This window comes from Limnohabitans sp., from assembly GCF_036804465.1.
GTDB lineage: Bacteria > Pseudomonadota > Gammaproteobacteria > Burkholderiales > Burkholderiaceae_C > Limnohabitans.
The window spans coordinates 1-19,397 of record NZ_DAIRSK010000001.1; the positions used below are offsets into that span (position 1 = coordinate 1).

17 protein-coding genes are annotated in these 19,397 nt (G+C 55.0%); 2 read left to right on the plus strand and 15 right to left on the minus strand.

The features are described from left to right. Nucleotides 1-108: 108 nt before the first annotated feature. Genes V7Q41_RS00005 through dxs form a run of 8 tightly spaced genes read right to left on the minus strand, consistent with a single transcriptional unit; the run spans nucleotide 109 to nucleotide 10,086 of the window. Nucleotides 109-1,113 carry an NAD(P)H-binding protein gene (locus tag V7Q41_RS00005; protein WP_333841146.1) on the minus strand — a complete coding sequence of 335 codons (1,005 nt, stop codon included), beginning with the start codon at nucleotides 1,111-1,113 and terminating at the stop codon, nucleotides 109-111. A gap of 30 nt (nucleotides 1,114-1,143) precedes the next feature. Continuing rightward, the gene (locus tag V7Q41_RS00010) at nucleotides 1,144-2,892 is read right to left on the minus strand and encodes an ABC transporter transmembrane domain-containing protein (RefSeq protein ID WP_333841148.1); all 1,749 of its coding nucleotides are present in this window, start codon (nucleotides 2,890-2,892) and stop codon (nucleotides 1,144-1,146) included. A gap of 28 nt (nucleotides 2,893-2,920) precedes the next feature. Beyond that, nucleotides 2,921-3,406, minus strand: coding sequence for a TspO/MBR family protein (locus tag V7Q41_RS00015; protein WP_333841151.1), 486 nt, complete (start codon nucleotides 3,404-3,406; stop codon nucleotides 2,921-2,923). Next, a complete protein-coding gene (locus V7Q41_RS00020; RefSeq protein WP_333841154.1) occupies nucleotides 3,403-4,614 on the minus strand; it encodes a geranylgeranyl diphosphate reductase in 1,212 nt (403 codons plus the stop codon). The genes V7Q41_RS00015 and V7Q41_RS00020 overlap by 4 nt, the downstream gene beginning before the upstream one ends. Continuing rightward, on the minus strand, nucleotides 4,604-6,007 hold the full coding sequence (locus tag V7Q41_RS00025) for a BCD family MFS transporter (RefSeq protein WP_333841158.1): 1,404 nt from the start codon (nucleotides 6,005-6,007) through the stop codon (nucleotides 4,604-4,606). Before V7Q41_RS00025 ends, V7Q41_RS00020 begins: the two co-directional genes overlap by 11 nt. Beyond that, nucleotides 6,004-6,891, minus strand: coding sequence for a chlorophyll synthase ChlG (chlG, locus tag V7Q41_RS00030; protein WP_333841160.1), 888 nt, complete (start codon nucleotides 6,889-6,891; stop codon nucleotides 6,004-6,006). Before chlG ends, V7Q41_RS00025 begins: the two co-directional genes overlap by 4 nt. 60 nt (nucleotides 6,892-6,951) lie before the next feature. Beyond that, nucleotides 6,952-8,208, minus strand: a complete 1,257-nt coding sequence (hemA, locus tag V7Q41_RS00035) for a glutamyl-tRNA reductase (protein WP_333841163.1) — start codon at nucleotides 8,206-8,208, stop codon at nucleotides 6,952-6,954. Further along, nucleotides 8,209-10,086 (minus strand): 1-deoxy-D-xylulose-5-phosphate synthase, encoded by a 1,878-nt coding sequence (gene dxs, locus V7Q41_RS00040; RefSeq protein ID WP_333841166.1) that lies wholly within the window; start codon nucleotides 10,084-10,086, stop codon nucleotides 8,209-8,211. A 214-nt stretch (nucleotides 10,087-10,300) separates the two neighbouring features. On the opposite strand from dxs, the gene bchI reads away from it, so the two are divergent. Both bchI and V7Q41_RS00050 read left to right on the plus strand, forming a co-directional pair. Then, the gene (gene bchI / locus V7Q41_RS00045; protein WP_333841168.1) at nucleotides 10,301-11,341 is read left to right on the plus strand and encodes a magnesium chelatase ATPase subunit I; all 1,041 of its coding nucleotides are present in this window, start codon (nucleotides 10,301-10,303) and stop codon (nucleotides 11,339-11,341) included. Nucleotides 11,342-11,350: 9 nt separating this feature from the next. Beyond that, nucleotides 11,351-13,243: a magnesium chelatase subunit D gene (locus V7Q41_RS00050; protein ID WP_333841171.1), complete on the plus strand. Its 1,893-nt coding sequence runs from the start codon at nucleotides 11,351-11,353 to the stop codon at nucleotides 13,241-13,243. Between the two features lie 23 nt (nucleotides 13,244-13,266). On the opposite strand, the gene V7Q41_RS00055 is transcribed toward V7Q41_RS00050, so the two are convergent. From V7Q41_RS00055 to acsF, 7 genes are read right to left on the minus strand one after another with little or no spacing between them, the layout of a single operon-like run. Continuing rightward, nucleotides 13,267-14,199, minus strand: a complete 933-nt coding sequence (locus V7Q41_RS00055; RefSeq protein ID WP_333841173.1) for an SDR family NAD(P)-dependent oxidoreductase — start codon at nucleotides 14,197-14,199, stop codon at nucleotides 13,267-13,269. Between the two features lie 13 nt (nucleotides 14,200-14,212). Further along, nucleotides 14,213-14,665 (minus strand): DUF2269 family protein, encoded by a 453-nt coding sequence (locus V7Q41_RS00060; RefSeq protein ID WP_333841175.1) that lies wholly within the window; start codon nucleotides 14,663-14,665, stop codon nucleotides 14,213-14,215. After that, nucleotides 14,655-14,843: a hypothetical protein gene (locus tag V7Q41_RS00065; protein WP_333841178.1), complete on the minus strand. Its 189-nt coding sequence runs from the start codon at nucleotides 14,841-14,843 to the stop codon at nucleotides 14,655-14,657. Before V7Q41_RS00065 ends, V7Q41_RS00060 begins: the two co-directional genes overlap by 11 nt. Nucleotides 14,844-14,852: 9 nt before the next feature. Next, on the minus strand, nucleotides 14,853-15,932 hold the full coding sequence (locus tag V7Q41_RS00070; protein ID WP_333841180.1) for a phytoene/squalene synthase family protein: 1,080 nt from the start codon (nucleotides 15,930-15,932) through the stop codon (nucleotides 14,853-14,855). After that, nucleotides 15,913-17,493, minus strand: coding sequence for a phytoene desaturase (locus V7Q41_RS00075; RefSeq protein ID WP_333841182.1), 1,581 nt, complete (start codon nucleotides 17,491-17,493; stop codon nucleotides 15,913-15,915). Before V7Q41_RS00075 ends, V7Q41_RS00070 begins: the two co-directional genes overlap by 20 nt. Beyond that, the gene (gene puhE / locus V7Q41_RS00080; RefSeq protein ID WP_333841184.1) at nucleotides 17,468-18,274 is read right to left on the minus strand and encodes a putative photosynthetic complex assembly protein PuhE; all 807 of its coding nucleotides are present in this window, start codon (nucleotides 18,272-18,274) and stop codon (nucleotides 17,468-17,470) included. Before puhE ends, V7Q41_RS00075 begins: the two co-directional genes overlap by 26 nt. Before the next feature lie 31 nt (nucleotides 18,275-18,305). Continuing rightward, a complete protein-coding gene (gene acsF, locus V7Q41_RS00085) occupies nucleotides 18,306-19,382 on the minus strand; it encodes a magnesium-protoporphyrin IX monomethyl ester (oxidative) cyclase (RefSeq protein WP_333841187.1) in 1,077 nt (358 codons plus the stop codon). Between the last annotated feature and the right edge of the window lie 15 nt (nucleotides 19,383-19,397).

Genomic DNA, 19,397 nt, shown 5'->3' on the forward strand with positions numbered 1-19,397 from the left:
CCCGCCTGAGAGCGTGGGCGTGTTGGTGGAGGCGGTGCACAGCCATTCGCGTGCGCAAAGAATGCGACTCTGAGTGCGCCCCTGTGTTGACGTGAGCCCGTACCCCTTCTAAAACACCGCGTGCTCGCCACGCTCAGGAGCATCTTGCCCGTTCATCCACTGCTCATACGCGTGGAATAAGGTTTGTGTGCCGTGCGATGGGGTGCGCTGTGCATCGTAACGATGGCGTTCAGCATCCCACACCAGCATGGACTCGGTCGCGTAATAACGACCTATGCGCGCCAATTCTGCTTGATCGGCGAAGGCTGGAATGAATTGACCCACCCCATTCAAAGCACCAACGATGAAGTCCAACAAACCAACAGGCACGCTTTTGAAGCGGGGCTCTTTTCCAAGGAGTTGAAAAAGGTACTCGCCTTGCTGACGGGGCGTGATGGCAGGGCCTGGACCACCAATCGGCAAGATTTGGTTATGCCGACTCTTTTCATCCAAACAGCCTGCGATGAAATCGCCTAGGTCGTGGTCGCTGATTGGCTTGCAAGCTGTGAGTTGGCCGTCACCAAAAATTAAAAACGGCTTGCCTTTTTTGACCCGCGCCAGTTGGCCCGACAAGGATTTGAAGAAAGCCGTCGGGCGCACGATGGAGTAGGTCAGTCCAGACTCGGTCAACACCTTTTCAAAAGCCAGCTTGGCTTGCTGGAACGCCAGCGCAGGTTTTTGCACGCAGATCGCCGAGAGCAAAACGAAGTGCTTGACCCCCGCGGCTTGAGCCGCCTCAAGTGCATGCAGATGAGCGAGATGATCGACCTGCCAAGCGTCTCGTGGGCGGCCGGTTCTGGAGGCCATGCAAGAGATCACAGCATCAAAGGGCTCACCCGCAAATCCATCGCGCGCCAAGGACATAGGGTCGGTCGGGTCGCCATAACGCATGGTTGCACCCTCGAATGCACCAGCATTCAGGCTCGGACGAGGACGCACAAAACACACCAAGTCATGCCCACGCTGGATCAAGGCCTTCGCCGTGGCCAAACCGATCGTGCCCGTGGCGCCCAGCAAGAGCACGCGCCGAACAGGGGCGGCGTTGGAGGGCTCAGAAGCTTCTTTCGCCTGCATGACGTGCCCCTCATCCATTTGAATCCCACATCACCCAGCAAACTGCAAAGCGGCCAGACTGGCATACAAGCCGCCGCGTGCAATCAACTCCGCGTGCGTGCCCTGCTCCACCAATTGCCCCTTGTCCAACACCCAAATGCAATCTGCACGTTGAACGGTGGCCAAGCGATGGGCAATCACCAAAGTGGTTCGGCCCTGCATGGCTGTCTCTAGCGCTGCTTGCACCATGCGTTCGCTGTTGGCATCCAATGCGCTGGTTGCTTCGTCAAGCAACAGCAAGGGTGGATTTTTTAAGATCGCTCTGGCAATCGCAATGCGTTGGCGCTGGCCGCCCGATAAACGCACACCACGGTCCCCCAAATAGGTGTCGTAGCCCTGCGGTAAGTCGGTGATAAATTCTTGTGCGAAAGCAGCTTGTGCAGCGGCCATGACCTCAGCCAACGTTGCATCGGGCTTGCCATAGCGGATGTTGTCGGCCACCGTGCCAGAAAATACAACTGCCTCTTGAGGCACCACGCCGATGCGGTGGCGCAAGTCATGCAAATCCATGTGCGCAATCGGCACACCATCCAACAACACCTCGCCCTGTTGCGGCGTATAAAAACGCATCAACAATGAAAACAGGGTTGACTTGCCTGCCCCACTAGGACCCACAATCGCCACGGTTTGCCCGACACGGACTTCACCACTCAAGCCGTTGAGGGCCTGCTGCGTGGGACGCGAGGGGTAATTGAAATTGACATGGCTCAGCACCAAGCTAGACCCGTGCACAGGCCAAGTCGCTTGCTGCGGATGCTGGGGCGAACTCACATCTGAACGTGTGTGCAACAACTCCATCAAACGCTCGGTCGCGCCCGCAGCACGCAGCACATCGCCGTAGACCTCACCCAACACGGCAAAAGCGCTGGCCAGCAAAATCACATAAACAATGGTTTGCCCCAGCTCACCCGCAGTCGTCTGGCCAGCGCGTACTGACAAGGTTCCCAGATACAAACCCCACAGCAACGCCGCGCTGGAAGCCAAGATGATGAAACCCACCAAAAATGAGCGTGCACGCGTTCGGCGCAAAGCAGTGCCCAAAGCCTGTGCCGTGGAGGCGGTGAAGCGGTCTGCTTCACGCTGCTCAGCGGTGTAACTTTGCACCACGGAGATGGCATTGAGAACCTCAGACGCAATGGCACTTGAATCAGCCACACGGTCTTGGCTGGCACGGGACAAGCGTCTGACCCTGCGCCCCAAATACACGCTTGGAAAGACCACCACAACCAACAAACCAATCACCTGCAACATCAGCATGGGATTGGTCCAAACCAACATACCCACCGCACCCATGCCCATCACCACATTGCGCAAGCCCATCGACAACGATGAGCCCACCACGGTTTGAACCAAGGTGGTATCGCTGGTCAAGCGAGACAACACTTCACCCGATTGGGTGGTTTCAAAAAAAGTGGGGCTTTGTTGAAGCACATGGGCATAAACTTTGTTTTTCACGTCAGCGGTTATTTTTTCGCCCAACCAACTCACCGTATAAAAACGTCCTGCCGAGAAAAAGGCCAACGCGCCAGCCACCAAAAATAATTCAAAAAACCTTTCGGCCAGCACATCCGAGCCCGCTTCAGCCACCAATCCTTGATCGATCAACACCTTCAAAGCCAGGGGAAATGCCAAGGTTGTTGCAGCTGCGAGCAATAAAAACAAACTCGCCAGCACGACCTGTAAGCGGTAGGGACGAATAAACGGAAGTAATCCAGAGAGCGATTTGGGAGACGATGACATCTGCTCAGTTTATCTCCGCCTCACCAAGCTAAACAAAAGGTCCGTTGAGTTCAATCGTCGCGGCATTTAAGAAACCCGCCGTGGTCACCCACACCAGATAGGGCAGCAACATCACACTTGACTTTTTGGATAGCGGCCACAGGCCTATCATCAGCAAAACGATAGATGCCCAAAGAAAATAAAGCTCTGTCATGGCCCAATCCGGTCGCTGCTGATTGAAGTACAACCAACTCCAAAGAATATTCAGCGCCCCATTCATTGCAAATAAAAAAGCAATCCGCATTTTCTGTGCATAGGTGTTGGCAAGCTGCCAAGCGCCCCAACCACTCAAAGCACACAACGTAAAAATAACCGACCAGATGATGCCAAAGGCTGCATCTGGGGGCTTCCAAGTTGGCTGCTTGAGCGCTTGGTACCAAGGGCCTAAGTCTGTCAAAGAAGCGCCAACGGACAGCACCAATATGCTGCAAGCAAATGCAATCGCCAATCCCATGAATCGCTTGACCATGTTCATGTTTTGACCATACCCAACAGGTGCGCCAAGTCTTTGAAAAAGATGCGCACATGCGCCATTGGTTTTTTCCTCACGAGCACTTTGTTCATGTAAGACTCAAACGTGAGTTGTTGCACATCCTTGTCTTCGCAAATGGTGACAAATTTTTCTCGGCGCTTGTCGTTTTGGTACCAAAAATATTGCATGATGCCCAGCACCCAAAATACCGTGCCGTGCTGCCGCATAAATGTTTTACGGGCTTTCTTCAGACAGGCCGTGTTGCCGGTTTTTAAGGTCTCGTCAACTGCATCAGCCGCCATGCGACCGCATGCCATGGCATAGTAAATGCCCTCGCCTGATGCTGGCGCCACAACACCTGCAGCATCACCTGCCAACACCACATCTTTGCCATTGTCCCAATGCGGCAGAGGCTTCATGGGTATGGGCGCCCCCTCTCGGCGTAGGGTTTCAGCGTTGTGCAAGCCTGCCGTTTCGCGCAGCCTGGCCACAGCGCCTCGCAAAGAAAAACCTTTGTCTGCACTGCCCGTGCCAATGCTCATGGTGTCACCGTGGGGAAATACCCAACCATAAAAGTCTGGCGACAAAGCGCCGCGGTAGTAAACGTCGCATCGGTCTGCGTCGTAATCCGCTTGTTGCTTTGGCGCCTTGACGATCTCGTGGTAGGCGAACACATACTTGGTGCGCTCCGCACCTTTGACTGTTTGGCGTGCCACCTCAGACTTGGCGCCATCTGCGCCAATCACAAACCGTGCTCGAATCGTCTTGGCTTGGGGAGAGAATGAATAGGCAGCTGACAGTGAAGGTGATTGCAGCGCGATGTGTATGCGCGCCACACCATCGTCATCGCGGGTGAGCTTTTCAAACGACCCCCTCAAACGATGCGCCCCATGCGATCGCGCTCTTTCGCGCAACCATTCATCAAATGCATCCCGGTTGACCATGCCGACAAAGCCGTTTTCGATCGGGATATCGACTTTGTTGTCGTTGGGGGAAATCATCCTGGCGCACCGCGCTTTGGCCACCAGCAAATGGTCGGGTATCTCAAAGTCTTTGATCAGCCGAGGCGGTATCGCACCGCCGCAGGGTTTGGTTCGACCTTGACGGTCTAACAACAACACATTCCAGCCTCGGCTGGCGAGATCGTCTGCAGCCGTAGCCCCAGAAGGTCCGCCACCGATCACAACCACATCATAGGTTTCAGTACTCATGGCTCAAATCCTTTCTATGACCAACACTCAAACGGGTATGGCGTGGCGCTGACCCCATACGGTCATAACGCCCCACCCAGACTGCACATGCCGCAGCCATCACAAACATGGCAGTTTCAAAACCAAACACAAAGGCATATGCCGTGCCTTGTTGTGCTAAAAAATAATGCGCAATGTCACTGGCCGCCGTGCCCAGCAAACCACCCAAGCCAAACGCCATCGCTTGGGAGGCGCCCCACAAGCCCATGCGTGTGCCCGCGTGCTGCTCACCGCCTAAGGTCGCTAAGCGCATCATGGTGGCGATGGCTGCAATTGAAAAACTGCCATTGGCAATGCCCAACATCACCACATTGGGCTTCAAGGGCCAAGGTGGCCCATAAGCGGCGGCCAAGCACAAGCCCAACATCGCCAAGCCAGACATCCAGCACCCACCCACCATCCAACTTTGAATTGATCCCAGACGTCCGGCCACACGCCCGCTGCCCGCCAAAGCAACCGCCAGCATGCCCACCAACACACCGCTGTGGTGCAAGCCAGACAACTGGGTGGTTTCTCCTGGAGTAAGACCAAACAAAGCGCCCGCAAAAGGCTCCAAGATCAAGTCTTGCGAGCTGTAGGCCAACATCGATAGGAAAACAAAAACGGTGAATGCTTTGGCCTGCGGTTGTGACCAAACCAATCTCAAAGTTTCTTTGAAATCATGCGTTTTTTCTGGATGCGCGGCATGGGGCGCAGCCGCTAATTCAAGGGAATGGGGCAAGTGGCTCGCCGCTGAAGCAGACAAGCCGCGCGGACCTTCTAAATTCCAAAGGCATGCACATGAGATGAGCACCACCAACACACTCAGGCCCCCACTGATCTCCATCAAACGCTGCGGCGTGTAGGGATCTAACAGCTTACCCACTGTCATGGCGGTGCAGGCAAATCCCACAATCATCATGATCCACACAGCGGTCGCAGCTGGGGCCCGTTGTGACTCAGCCACGCGCTTGGACATGAGCACCAACAGAGAAGTGCCGCATGCACTGACGCCAAATCCAATCAACATGAATGCGAACACCGACAAAGCAATGCCTTGGCCCAAGTCCTGCGCCATCCACACCGTCGCTAAGCTGGCCAAATAACCACCCAGGGCCAAAACGGCCATACCACCCAGCATCCAAGGCGTGCATCGCCCCCCTTGGTCCGCGCCAAACCCCATGCGTGGTCGCACCATTTGAACCAGATAATGAAAGCCGACCAAAAATCCGGGCAGCATGGCCGGCAGCGCCAACTCCACCACCATGATGCGATTGAGCGTGGAGGTGGTCACCACCACAATCGCCCCCATGCATGCCTGAACCAGACCCAATCTGGCGATGTGAAACCAACCAAAAGGTGCGTAGGTAGTCATCCAGCCGTCCCCTCAAGCGATCTCAAAGCCCAAGCACTCACCATCATTCCACTCACAAACAAGGGCACACCAAAAGCACTGACACTCAGCGCCCTGTCAACAGGACTGCGCACAAAGCGGATCATCAAAGGCAGCTGGCAAACCGCCAACATCAACACAGCAAAAGCAGACAAGGGCGAACCCCACTCCAACAGCAAAATGGCCACAGCCCATTGAGCCACCAACATGAATGTGCAGGCATAACAGGCCGCGCGTGTCACGCCCAGCTGAACCGGCAAAGAACGCACACCCATCTGTGCATCCCCCGCCACCGCCTTGAAGTCATTCAAGGTCATGATGCCGTGGGCTCCAAAGCTGTAGAGCAAGGCCAATACGATCGTCTTGTCCGCAGGCATCTCGCCGCCCAACATCACAGCAGCCCCAGTGACCCAGGCCAAGCCTTCGTAACTCAATGCGCAGGCAGAGTTGCCCCACCAGCCATTGTTTTTCAAGCGAATGGGCGGCATGCTGTAAGCCCATGACAACACCAAACCCAAGGCGGTCGCCGCGAAACCCCATGGCCCGAGCAACCAAGCCCACAGCAAAGACAGGCCCGTCCACACCACAGCAATGTACAAACCCCAACTCCCGGGCATTCGCCCTGAGGGTATGGGTCGGGTCGGTTCGTTGATGGCATCGACATGGCGATCAAACCAATCGTTCACAGCCTGACTGCTGGCACACACCAAGGGGCCTGCCAACAAAATACCCCAAACAATCACCTGCCAATTGTCTGCAAGCGCTTGACCTGATGAAACAACGCCACATGAAAAGGCCCACATGGGCGGAAACCAGGTGATGGGCTTCAAAAGTTCCGCGACAGTGGATAAGGCAGGTCGTTGCATAGACCCATTTTTCCAGTGACACCACAAAGTGTCAACTAGGGTTTACACCTTTGATGGCTGTCACTGAGCTTTCAAAAACATATGGCGAATCACATCGCGGGTGGTATCGATGTGGGGGCTTTCGGCATGGTGGAGCTCGCGCAAAGGACCATTGAGCATTTTCTTCATCAAGCCCAAGGACAGAGATTCCAACACGGCCTCTAAATCATCGCCCCTCTCAATTTGTCGACGCGCTTTGCTTAATTCGGTTTGACGCCAGGCGTCGGCTTGCAGATTCAATTCGCGAATCAAAGGCACGTGCCTTCTGTGTTCGAGCCAAGACATGAATTTTTGAACCCCATCATCAATGATCACCTCGGCGTCTATCACGGCGGCCTGGCGATGCGCTTGACCAGTTTGGATGATGTCGTTGAGGTCATCGACGGTGTACAAATACACGTCGTTCAACTTTTTCACCTCCGGCTCAATGTCTCTTGGAACAGCCAGGTCAACCATGAACATGGGGCGATTTTTCCGAGCACGAAGAGCACTTTGCACGGCTCCCAAGCCAATCAGCGGCAGCGTACTGGCCGTGCAGCTGATCACCACATCAAATTCGTGCAACTTTTTAGGAAGATCGGCCAAGGCAATGCAGTTTGCACCGTGCAAAGCGGCCAGTTTGGCCGCCCTTGCAGCAGATCGGTTGGCAATGGTGATGGCACGCGGCGACTTGGTGGCGAAATGCGCCACGCACAACTCGATCATGTCGCCAGCGCCAACAAACAAAATGTGGGTGTCTTTGATGTTTTCAAATATTCCGCTGGCCAATCGCACGCAAGCCGCTGCCATGCTGATGGAATGAACGCCAATGTCGGTGGTGGACCGAACTTCTTTGGCCACCGCAAAGGATCGCTGGAAGAGTTGGTTGAGTGTGGTGCCCATCGCACCGGTATCTGTAGCCAGCTTCACGGCATCTTTGAGTTGCCCCAATATTTGAGACTCGCCCAACACCATCGAGTCAAGGCCGCTGGCCACCCTGAAGGCATGACGCGCGGAGGCATCTCCTTCAAGCCGATACGTGTGGGACGCCAGCACATCGATGTGCGTGTTGCCGGTCTCTGCCAACCAAGCCAATGTCTGGGGAATGTGCGCTTGATCACCTGCACAGTAAATTTCGGTTCTGTTGCAGGTCGACAAAATCGTGACTTCTTTGTGCGTTTCAAACTTCTGACGCAGGCCCTGCAAAGACTGCTCCAACCTCTCCGAGGCAAAGGCAAACCGCTCACGCAAATCAATCGGTGCAGTGCGGTGATTCAGCCCCAAGGTCCAGACAGCCATTTAAACCACCCTTCTTAAGACGGGGGCAGCCTGAGCCGTGGGCCAGTGCGATTCAATGCGCTTTTGAATCCCAACGGCAGTGAGCCCATATTGCTGCATCAACAGACCCGGATCACCATGCTCAGTGAACTCGTCTTCAAAACCCATGATCAGCAACTGGGCAGAGATACCCATGTCTTGCAAGGCCTCCGACACCGCTGAGCCAGCACCGCCCATTCGCGTCCCGTCTTCGAGGGTGACCAATCGGTCATGCGATTGAGCAACCTGTTTGAGTGTTTGCAGATCGAGTGGCTTGGCCCAGCGCATGTTCACCACGGTGGCATTCAAGGTTTGCGCCACTTTGAGGGCCTCAAAAAGCAAGGAGCCAAAGCACAAAATGGCCAGACCTTCGCCTGCTCTGACAACTTGTGCTTGCCCAAATGGCAAAGGTGACAAATCCATTTGAACCGCAGCGCCAACCCCGGCACCTCTTGGATAACGAACAGTCACGGCATGGTCTTGGGCATAGGCCGTGCTGAGGAGTTGACGGCACTCGTTTTCGTCAGCGGGGCAAGCCACACTCATGTTGGGGATGCATCTGACAAATGCGATGTCAAACATGCCCGCGTGCGTCGGCCCATCGGCGCCAACCAAGCCCGCGCGGTCCAGTGCAAAAACAACAGGCAAGTTTTGCAAAGCCACGTCGTGAATCAGTTGGTCATACGCGCGCTGTAAAAATGTGGAGTAGATGGCCACCACAGGCTTGAGTCCCTCACACGCCAGACCTGCGGCAAAAGTAACAGCATGCTGCTCAGCGATGCCCACGTCAAAGTAACGATGGGGAAAGCGCTGGCTAAATGCCACCATGCCTGAACCCTCTCGCATGGCGGGGGTGATGCCCACCAAACGCGGATCTTTGGCCGCTGTATCACAGAGCCATTGGCCAAAGACCTGGGTGAATGTGAGTTTGGTGGAGGCCGCAGGCAACACGCCAACAGATGGATCGAATTTGCCTGGACCGTGGTAGGTCACCGGATCCATTTCAGCCTTTTCATAGCCCTTGCCTTTTCGGGTCACCACATGAAGAAACTGTGGGCCTTTGGCCTTGGAAATAGTCTCTAACGCATCCACCAAACCCATCACATCATGACCGTCGATAGGTCCCACATAAGTGAAACCGAGTTTTTCAAAAATAGTGTTGGTTTGAATCAGGGTTTGGGTTTGTTGCTCAATGTGCTTGGCCAAAGCAAATAAAGGCGGTGCATGGCGCAGCACCTGCCCGCCAAGTTTTTTGGCTTGTGCGTAAAAGCGACCCGACATCAACTCTGCCAAATATTGGTTCAATGCACCGACGGGTGGGCTGATGGACATGTCGTTGTCATTCAAAACGACCAACAGATCGCATGGACTGGCCCCCGCATTGTTCAGCGCCTCGTAAGCCATGCCCGCAGTCAAAGCGCCGTCCCCAATGATGGCGACGGCTTTGCGGGAATTGCCTGTGAGTTGCGCAGCCACGGCCATGCCCAAAGCTGCAGAAATGCTGGTCGACGAGTGCGCTGTGCCGAATGCGTCGTAAATACTCTCTTCGCGCCGAGGAAAACCACTCAAACCGCCTTGCTGCCGAATACTCCCCATCTGAGCATTTCGACCCGTCAATATTTTGTGCGGATAGGTTTGGTGCCCCACATCCCAGATCAATCGATCGTGCGGCGTGTTGAACACATAGTGAAGCGCGAGGGTTAACTCAACCGTGCCCAAGTTAGAACTGAAGTGCCCGCCGGTTTGCGACACCGTTTGGATCAAACGCTCACGCAACGCCATGGCAAGTTCAGGCAGACTCGCGCGCGATAGCCTTCTCAAGTGAGCGGGTGATTGAATCTGTTCAAGTAAGGCGTCCATGCTTGACTTCGTACAAGGGTTGACCAAACCTTAATTTAACGTGATTTGGCAAAACGTCAAGTTAAATTGACACTTTTTATATTTTTAATTCAAACAGGGTCAAAACCAAGCATGAAAAATTCCAAATATGTCAGAAAGTGTAAATTTAACTTGACATATTGAGGCTACTTTTGGATGATGGGCGTGAGCGAACTCCGTGGATGAAAAAACAGGTATGGCAATTACGTTTCCCTTTGCAGCGATCGTCGGCCAAGACGAGATGACGCTGGCCATTCAAGTGGTCGCCATTGACCCTTCGATAGGCGGGGTGCTGGTCTTAGGTGACAGGGGCACAGGTAAATCAACCGCAGTCAGGGCGTTGGCGGATTTGCTGCCGCCGATTCAAGTGGTCAAGGGATGCCCTTACAAGTGCGACCCCGCCAAACCCGCCCAAGCCTGCCATGTGTGTCAACCCGACTCGTCCTTGCATGAAGTTCGCCCGCGCAAGTTAGCCTCAGAGAGCCGACCCGTCAGCGTGGTGGATTTGCCTTTGGGCGCGACTGAGGACCGAATTGTGGGCGCGCTAGATTTAGAAAAAGCCCTCTCACAGGGGATCAAGGAATTTTCACCCGGCTTGTTGGCTCAGGCGCACCGAGGCTTTTTGTACATCGACGAAGTGAATTTGTTGGATGACCATTTGGTTGATTTGTTGATTGACGTGGCCGCATCTGGTGAAAATTTGGTTGAAAGAGAAGGCTTGAGCATTCGTCACCCAGCGCGGTTTGTTCTGGTGGGCAGCGGCAACCCCGAGGAGGGCGAACTTCGCCCCCAGTTGCTCGACCGCTTTGGCTTGTCGGTGCAGGTCAAAACACCCCAAGATGTGGCGCTGCGCGTACAAGTCATCAAGCGACGTGACGCATTTGACAAAGACCCCACTGCCTACAAAGCCCAATGGCAGAGCGAAAGTGACCAGCTGCAAAAGCGCATTGTCAAAGCGCGTAAATTGCTGGCCTCGGTGGTGGTGGACGATGACATGCTCACCCTGTGCGCCAGACTGTGCCAACAACTTGGCACGGATGGCTTGCGCGCTGAGTTAACCCTTCTGCGCGCCACGCGCGCTTTGGCGGCGATGCAAGGCACCAAGAAGGTCAAACCCGAACACCTGAAAACCATTGCACCCTTGGCCTTGCGCCACCGCTTGCGTCGCAACCCCCTAGACGACACCGATTCGGGCGAACGCGTCAACCGATGCTTGCAAGATATCTTGGCCCTGTGAAGCAAGCCAATGGCAGATGAGCTGAAAGGACTGGAGACCTGGAACGATGCCATGACATCGTTGCAGTTGCTGCAAATTGATCCTCACGGCTTTGGTGGTGTTTGGTTGCGCGCGCCGTTTGGCCCCGTGCGCCAAGCATGGTTGCGACAACTTGCGCAAACGGGTGTCAATACAGTCAAGTTGCCAGGCAATTTGGATGGAGAGCGCTTGCTGGGTGGCATTGATTTGTCGCGCACCCTTCAAACCAGCCGCTTGCACATGCAATCGGGGTTGCTTCAATTGGCGGACCAAGGCGTGGTCTGCATCAGCATGGCAGAACGTTTTCCTGCCGCCTTGGTCGCGCCCATGACACAGGCCATGGACACCCACGCTTTGCCGCCTTTGCAAAACGCAACATCCACACAAGGCTTGGTGCGAACGCAGTTTGGTGTGATCGCGTTGGATGAATCTTTGCCGGATGACCCGCCCCTTAGCCAAGCGCTGCAAGAGCGCTTGGGCTTGTGGTTTGATTTGCATGCGCTCGCTCCCTCAGACGTTTCAGAGGTCTCACTCAATAGCCCGCCAATGGACAGCACCCATGATGAGTTGAACATTCGGATTGCACCCCTGGCCCTAGCCAGCATGCGGCAATCACTCACGCATATTCAGTGGACAGACGACCAAGCGCTGGCTGTTTGTTTGACCGCACAGGGCTTGGGCATTGAATCCTTGCGCATTCCAACCTTGGCACTTCGGGTAGCGACTTGCCACGCCGCGCTTCATTTGCGCTCACAAGTCATAGACGAAGATTTGGCATTTGCAGCGCGGCGCGTGCTCGCACCACGCGCCACCCAACTGCCTGCGGCCACAGAAAACACCTTGAACTCAGAACCCGAGCAGAGCTCCCCCGAAGACCTGAGCGCCCAACCGCCCGAGCCTCCACCCGGGGAACAAGCATCGAAGGATGAAGAAAAGGACGCGTCAACGAATCACAGTCAGCAAGACACCCACACGCCAGAAGAGGACGCATTCAACACGCCGTCACCAGAGGGTCTTCAAGAGATGATGATTGAAGCGGCCATGGCCAGTTTGCCACCCGACGTCTTGGCCGACTTGCTGACCAAGCCTGGTCGCAACCCAGGCAACACCTCGGGCAGAAGCGGTCAGTACCGTTCGGGTACGCAACGCGGGCGGCCCCTGCCCCCCAGACAGGGACGGCCTGGCGGCAACGCACGCTTGCACATCTTGGCCACCTTGCGTGCCGCTGCGCCCAAACAACGCTTGAGAAACAGCGCCCAAGCGGGACGTGTGGCAATTCGCTCAGAAGACTTTCATGTCCACCGCTACCAACAACACAGCGCCAGCTGCCTCATCTTGGCACTGGACGCCTCAGGCTCAGCAGCATTGCAACGATTGGCCGAGGCCAAAGGGGCGGTAGAGCTGTTGCTACAACAGTCTTACGCCCGCAGAGACAGCGTGTGCATTGTGGCTTTCAAGGGCGCACAAGCGCAATTGCTGTTGCCCATGACGCGGTCCTTGGTCCGTGCCAAACGCGCCATGACCGGCCTGCCCGGTGGCGGCGGAACACCTTTGGCACTGGCCCTGAAAATGGCATGTGAACAAGCCACCCAACTTCAACGCCAAGGGGTGACGCCCATCTTGGTCGTGCTCAGTGACGGCCGCGCCAACGTGAACTTGCAAGGCTTAGGCGGCCGCGCCCAAGCGCAAACTGATGCCTTGCAATGGGCTGTGCAATGGCGACTGACTGGCCACCGCGCCTTGTGGATCGACACCTCCCTGCAGCCCGATGCTCAGGTGCAAAACCTGGCTCATGTCATGGGTGGAAGCTACATGCCGATGCCGCAAGTGCAAGCGCAACGCATGGCCTCGGCCATGGACAGCTTGAGACGCCAAGCTGGCTGAACTTTGCCAAGCAGCCGACAGCATCATTTATTTTTTTGCTTGGCCCGCGCCAAAGTTCGCTCTCGCTCTCTGGGTCCAAAGCTTGATGCCAAGGCGCCTTCAGAGGCCAAACCATCGAGGTAAGACTGCTCCATGTCGGGCGCTGCTTTGAGGAGCTCGCGCTCAGCAAATGGCAAGTGAAGTAGCGACCTGAGGGCAAACAAAATTCGCAGCCAACCTGGTATGAAAAGAGAACGCTGGCGTTTGGACATGGCACGAACAATGACTCGCGCCGTATCTTGTGCCGACGTCTCTTGGTTCAAAAAGGCTGGCATGGTGGCTCGTAGGCGCACAAAACCAGGATGCAGTGCGCCCTCTTCAACAAGGGGGGTGCGCACCCACCCGGCATACATCACCCCAACACCCACCTGATGGGCCGCAAGTTCCAAACGAAGCACATTGCCCATGGCCTCCACCGCAGCCTTGCTCGCCGCATAGGCAGACATCGCCGGTGGATGCGCGAAGGAAGACACCGAGGCATTGATCAACACATAACCTTGGTGCTTCACCAACGCAGGCAAAGCAGCGCGCACTGTGTTGAAAACACCGAACACATTGACCTCCACACAGCGTTGCCACGCTTGCGGATCCACATGAGCGACAGGGCCAAATGCGGCCACTCCTGCATTGGCGAACACCACATCCAGCCGGTGGTGAACAGACAGCGTTTGTGCCACGACATCCAGCATCGCCGGCAGCTCGGTGACATCGGCCACAAAGCACAGAGTGCCTTGTGCGCATTGCTGCGCCGTCTGGCGCAGTGGCGCTTCATCGCAATCGACCAAAACCGCAATGCCACCTTGACTCACAACTTCTAGGGCGGTTGCAGCGCCAATGCCAGAGGCAGCACCCGTGATCAAAACCACAAGGCCTGCGAGCGGCAAACTTGGCAATGGATGGGTGCTGGCCCCTGTCATCAACGGGCCTGACTCACAGCGGCTTGGTGACCATGAAGTACACAATCGGCAAAGGCAGCAGCGTCGCCAATCCCCCCGCTATTTTCCAGATGCGTGACAGCCGCCAATACTCTGCACAGACCGTATGGGAGTTTTTTAACAGCGCACGCTGCTTGAGCTGAATGGGCACCAACACAAACAACCACATCAAACCAGAAATGCTCAGCAAGGCATAGGACCATTGAATCCATGGATGGCCTTGCGCACCACCATAGCTCTCAGCCATTCCGTGACCCGTCCAAACCACACCCAAAGATCCAAACAGGGTAAAAAACACATCGGTGATCAACACCATGCGATTGCTGAATTGAATGATGGCATGGTTGCGCGTTCGCTCGGCTAGCAAAGCCCATATGCCACTCACAATCACATTGCCTAAAAACAAGCAGGCGCAAACCAAATGAATGAGCTTCAAATTAGCGTCCATCGGGCCCTCGCTTCTCAAGGGGTGCGCGCGACTCGGACGTGGCGTTCAAAGACTGGTTTTGTTCTGCTTCGCGCTGCTTGCGCGTGATCTCACGCGAGCGTCGCAAGTCGCGAAATTGCCAGAGCACAAAGCCAAGGCCAGCGACCACCAACACCAAAACTTCAACAATTTTCAGCATCACCGGCGCTTAACGGCTGATTCTTTCGCGTTGCTCCAATCGGCCGAACAAATCCACCATCCATTCCACCCGCTCATCGAAACTACGTGAAGGCACGGTCCAGCGCTTTGGGACGACCCCTGTATGACGCGCTCGCGCCACGATGTCCACCAAATAATGGATGGCAGGGACAGGACTCAAGGGCACATCGGGGACGGCAGGCGCCTTCAAAGCAACAGCAGTGGCGCGTGCAATCAAGGTCAGTTTGCGGGGCGTTGACACCACCGTGCGGTGGGTCACCGAGTTGAGCCCTTCACGGTCTAATTGCTTGCCGATTTCGGCATAAACCAAGCGCGCCGCTTGAATGGCCGGGCGACAGTCCCAAGGCAACTCAGACAAACCAAACTCGCCCCGTCGGTACAAGGCATCTGCTCGCAACAGCAAGCGCTGTGTGAAACCTGCAATGCGCGCATCAAACACAGGGTCGGCCAACCAAGCATCGGCATCCATGCCAATTTCACGGAACCAAGCACGCGGAATGTACAAACGGCCCATGCGCGCATCATCGCCAACGTCCCTGGCAATGTTGGTCAGTTGCATCGCCACACCCAATTCGCTGGCGCGCGCAATGGCAGTGTCTGAGCTTGCACCCATGACCAGCGACATCATGGCACCCACGGTGCCAGCGACTCTGGCGCCATAGGCCTCCACGTCAGCCAGGGTTTCGTAGCGACGGCCCTGTGAATCCCACAAGAAACCGTCTAACAAAGCCTCAAGCAAGCCAATAGGAATGCCATAGCGATGAACCACAATCGTCAAAGCCCGATCCGCGTCTTGTGCCCCAGGACGTCCTGCATAGATAGCCGCTAGGCGAGACTTCAAATCGACCATGGCCAAGACCGGATCATCGCCATCGTCAATGGCATCGTCAGCCAAGCGACAAAACGCATACAGCGCAATGGCGGGAGGGCGAACCCTCACGGGTAACAAGCGCGATGCGGCAAAGAAGGACTTGGAGCCGCCTCGCATCAACGCCGTGCAGGCCTCCAAGTCGTAGGGCAAGGTCACTGGCGGTGAATTCAAAGTTGGATCAGACAAATGATGTGACATCGGGGACCACCTGTTCAAGCATTTTTGCGGACATCAAGACACTGGGAACACCTGCGCCGGGCTGGCTACTGGCACCCACCATGAACAAACCCTCGACATCTTGACTTCTGTTGTGCGGTCTGAACCATGCACTTTGAACCAAGATGGGCTCCAAGCCAAAGCCTGCACCTTTGTATGACCACAGGCGGTCCTGAAAATCTTGCGGCGTGGTGACTTTGGACGACACCACATGCTGCTTCAGATCAGGCAGCACACTTTCTTGCAGCACAGTGGCAATGGCATCGCGGTACTGCTCGGTGACGGCAGGCCAATCGGTCTCGCTGCTCAAGTTGGGCACCACTGACAACACATAAAAGCTGTCGCATCCCTCAGGGGCCAAAGACGGATCGGTGGCGGTGGGTCGGTACAGATACAAACTGAAGTCTTTGGACAGCTTGTGGTTTTTGAAAATATCCTGCAACAAGCCTTTGTAGCGAGGGCCCAGCACCATCATGTGGTGCGGTACATCGTCGTAACGGCGGTTGGTTCCAAAGTACCAAACAAACAAACCTGATGAATACTTGCCTTTGGCAATGCGCTTGTCGGTCCAATGCTTGCGGTGCTGCGGCTCGATGAGATGGCGGTAAGTCCAAGAAGCGTCTCCGTTGCTCACCACGATGTCGGCAGCTAAGAACTCTCCATTGGCCAGCTCCACCCCTTTGGCGCGCCCCCCCTCCACACGAATGCGTGTGACGGGCGCGTTGTAGCGAATCGGCACTTGCCGCTCGTCCAGCAACTTGACCAGTTCGCGCACGATGGCGCCGGTCCCGCCCATGGCAGAGTGCACACCCCAGCGGCGCTCCAAAGAATGGATGAGGGAATAAATACAAGTGACGGAATAAGGATTGCCACCAATGAGCAAGGGATGAAAGCTCATGACGATGCGCAACTTGGGGTGCTTGATGTGCTGGGCCACCAAGCTGTAAATAGAACGCCAAGCTTGCATGCGCACTAAATTGGGCATGGCTTTGATCACGTCGCCAATGGTTTCAAAGGGCACCATGCCCAGCTCCACAAAACCCAACTGAAAACACTTCTCTGAAGCCACCATCAGGTTCTTGAAACCTTGCACATCGTCGGGGCTGAACTTGGCAATTTGTTCGAGCATCTGCGCGTCGTTGTTGCTGTAATCAAAGTGCGTGCCATCGTCAAACCGAATGCGGTAGAAGGGCGACATCAAACGCAGGTCGACATGGTCTTTCATGTCGCGGCCGCACAAGGTGAACAGCTCGGCGATCAGGTGAGGCAAAGTGATGATGGTGGGGCCGGCATCGAAAGTAAAACCATCTTGCTTGTGCACATAGGCGCGGCCGCCCGGGGCATCGAGTTTTTCCAGCATTTGAACGCGGTAGCCTTTGACGCTCAAACGAATGGCTGCCGCAAGGCCACCAAAACCCGTGCCAATCACGATGGCCGATGGTGCACGATCGCTGAATTCAAAATCAGAACCCTTGGGCTGGGCTTGACCGCCACCACCATCTGCTCCGCCATCGGTCTTAATTGACTTGTAAAGATTTGTCATGCGATTCCAAATGGTTAGATTTTTGATTTCTTCGAATCGCCCATCGCCACAAAGCAGTGGTGTCGACTGGCAGCACCAACATGAGGTGCTCAACAATGGCCAAGGCCAACAAGGTGCCAACCAAAACAGCCCCTACCACTTGTGCAGGGGTGGCCAAGGGCTGATTCGAGTAGTCAACCAATAACCACAGACATGCAGTAGCAGTCACGACCGCAAAAGGGAAGAATGCATTCATTCGACGACGTTTGAAAAAACTCTCCAAATACGCCAAATGCACGGGTAAAAATTCTTCACTTAAATTTCGAACACCCAAAAACAAGTTCAATTTGGCACTGGTGCGCATGATCCACAAAACCAAATAAGTACCTGCGCCGACCTGGTTGGGGGCATCCCAAGTGATTGCAAAGATGGCCAAGCCAACCGCGAGGATGGCCAACTCGTGCCACACAACTGCATTGAAGGAGGCCACGAATCGGGGCCAACCTGTTGTGCTTTTCAAGATGGCCGTTTTTTGAGGCCCAGTGATCCAACCCGTCAAAAAACTCAACTCGTTCCAACCCCAAGCGAGCAAGGCACACGTGAAAGCGCAATAGGCGCCAAGGACACCCGTTTGCTGCGCAGTGTGGGACAAGCCCGCTAAGGCACCCACACACAGCGCCGATGAAATGACCAAGCTCAGGGTGACAGCCGTGCGCGACATGCGATTCAAAAGAATCACGACACCGGTGCTGAACCACCAGATGAAAATCGCAAATCCCAGCGCAATGAAGGTGTCGGTCATTCTTGGCTTTCAGTGTCTGTTGGCTCGCCAATTACCAAGCAGGCACCATGCGCACATCCGCTGGCAGCGCATGGTGCTTGACCGGTAAAAAATACAAGCGAACAAACGTGAGGCCACCTGAAATGGCCCAACGCGCACGCTGTAAATTCCCGATCAAGCCGCCCCTAGCTTTGGCCGCATCCATTTGGGTTTGCACATGAAACAAGTGCGACAAGCAATCTCTAAAGGACGGATGGTCAATGTCCAAGCTGACTGGGAAAACTTGCTTGGTGATTTCGTTGGTGATGCGAAATACCTCGTAGTCATAGGTAGAGGACTCCAAGCCCATCTCTTGATGCAGCATGGGACGGGTGTGGTCACGCACATACATGGTGGCGTAGACGGCAACCAAGAAAAAGCGAATCCAATACACGTTGACACCCTGCAGCAAATGCGGGTTGGCCCGCATGATCAGTGCAAAGGATTCACCATGACGAAACTCATCGTTGCACCAGCGCTCAAACCACCGAAAGATGGGGTGAAAGCGCTTGTCTGGATTTTTTTCCAGCTGACGATAGATGGTGATGTAGCGGGCGTAGCCAATTTTTTCAGACAGATAGGTGGCGTAAAAAATGTACTTGGGCTTGAAGTAGGTGTAAGCCTTGGTGCGTTTTAAATTACCCAAGTCAATGCCTAGGCCAAAGTCTTTCAACGACTGATTGAGGAAACTGGCGTGTCGCGATTCATCGCGGGCCATGTAGCGCATTAATTGTTTGATGTCTGGATTTTCAACATTTTTAAAAATCTCGTTGTACAAAATGCAGCCTGAAAACTCGGAGGTGAGTGAGGAGATCAAAAAGTCAAGAAACTCTTGGCGCATTTCAGGGCTGACTTGGGAGAATCTCTCGGCGACTTCTGTGGCAAATTCTTCATCTCGCTGAAAATGATCATGGTTGTTGTCACCTTCGTATTCAGCCATCATCTTGTCCCACTCGGCACGCATGGGAGAGACATCGAGTCGATCCATGGCCGCAAAATCGGTGGTGTAGAAACGCGGACTGAGCATGTTGCTCTCGACCGCTTTTTGGGATGCTTTTTCAGCGCTATCAATGGTTGCGGTGGCTTGCATAAAACGTCACTCCGA

Excerpts from the sequence above, each read along its gene's own strand:
- V7Q41_RS00050 (WP_333841171.1), top strand. The coding sequence starts at position 11,351 with ATGGCAGATGAGCTGAAAGGACTGGAGACCTGGAACGATGCCATGACA.
- bchI (WP_333841168.1), top strand. The coding sequence starts at position 10,301 with ATGGCAATTACGTTTCCCTTTGCAGCGATCGTCGGCCAAGACGAGATG.
- V7Q41_RS00025 (WP_333841158.1), bottom strand. The coding sequence starts at position 6,007 with ATGACTACCTACGCACCTTTTGGTTGGTTTCACATCGCCAGATTGGGT.
- V7Q41_RS00065 (WP_333841178.1), bottom strand. The coding sequence starts at position 14,843 with ATGCTGAAAATTGTTGAAGTTTTGGTGTTGGTGGTCGCTGGCCTTGGC.
- V7Q41_RS00010 (WP_333841148.1), bottom strand. The coding sequence starts at position 2,892 with ATGTCATCGTCTCCCAAATCGCTCTCTGGATTACTTCCGTTTATTCGT.
- V7Q41_RS00005 (WP_333841146.1), bottom strand. The coding sequence starts at position 1,113 with ATGCAGGCGAAAGAAGCTTCTGAGCCCTCCAACGCCGCCCCTGTTCGG.
- hemA (WP_333841163.1), bottom strand. The coding sequence starts at position 8,208 with ATGGCTGTCTGGACCTTGGGGCTGAATCACCGCACTGCACCGATTGAT.
- acsF (WP_333841187.1), bottom strand. The coding sequence starts at position 19,382 with ATGCAAGCCACCGCAACCATTGATAGCGCTGAAAAAGCATCCCAAAAA.
- chlG (WP_333841160.1), bottom strand. The coding sequence starts at position 6,891 with ATGCAACGACCTGCCTTATCCACTGTCGCGGAACTTTTGAAGCCCATC.
- V7Q41_RS00015 (WP_333841151.1), bottom strand. The coding sequence starts at position 3,406 with ATGAACATGGTCAAGCGATTCATGGGATTGGCGATTGCATTTGCTTGC.
- V7Q41_RS00070 (WP_333841180.1), bottom strand. The coding sequence starts at position 15,932 with ATGTCACATCATTTGTCTGATCCAACTTTGAATTCACCGCCAGTGACC.
- V7Q41_RS00020 (WP_333841154.1), bottom strand. The coding sequence starts at position 4,614 with ATGAGTACTGAAACCTATGATGTGGTTGTGATCGGTGGCGGACCTTCT.
- dxs (WP_333841166.1), bottom strand. The coding sequence starts at position 10,086 with ATGGACGCCTTACTTGAACAGATTCAATCACCCGCTCACTTGAGAAGG.
- puhE (WP_333841184.1), bottom strand. The coding sequence starts at position 18,274 with ATGACCGACACCTTCATTGCGCTGGGATTTGCGATTTTCATCTGGTGG.
- V7Q41_RS00055 (WP_333841173.1), bottom strand. The coding sequence starts at position 14,199 with ATGACAGGGGCCAGCACCCATCCATTGCCAAGTTTGCCGCTCGCAGGC.
- V7Q41_RS00075 (WP_333841182.1), bottom strand. The coding sequence starts at position 17,493 with ATGACAAATCTTTACAAGTCAATTAAGACCGATGGCGGAGCAGATGGT.
- V7Q41_RS00060 (WP_333841175.1), bottom strand. The coding sequence starts at position 14,665 with ATGGACGCTAATTTGAAGCTCATTCATTTGGTTTGCGCCTGCTTGTTT.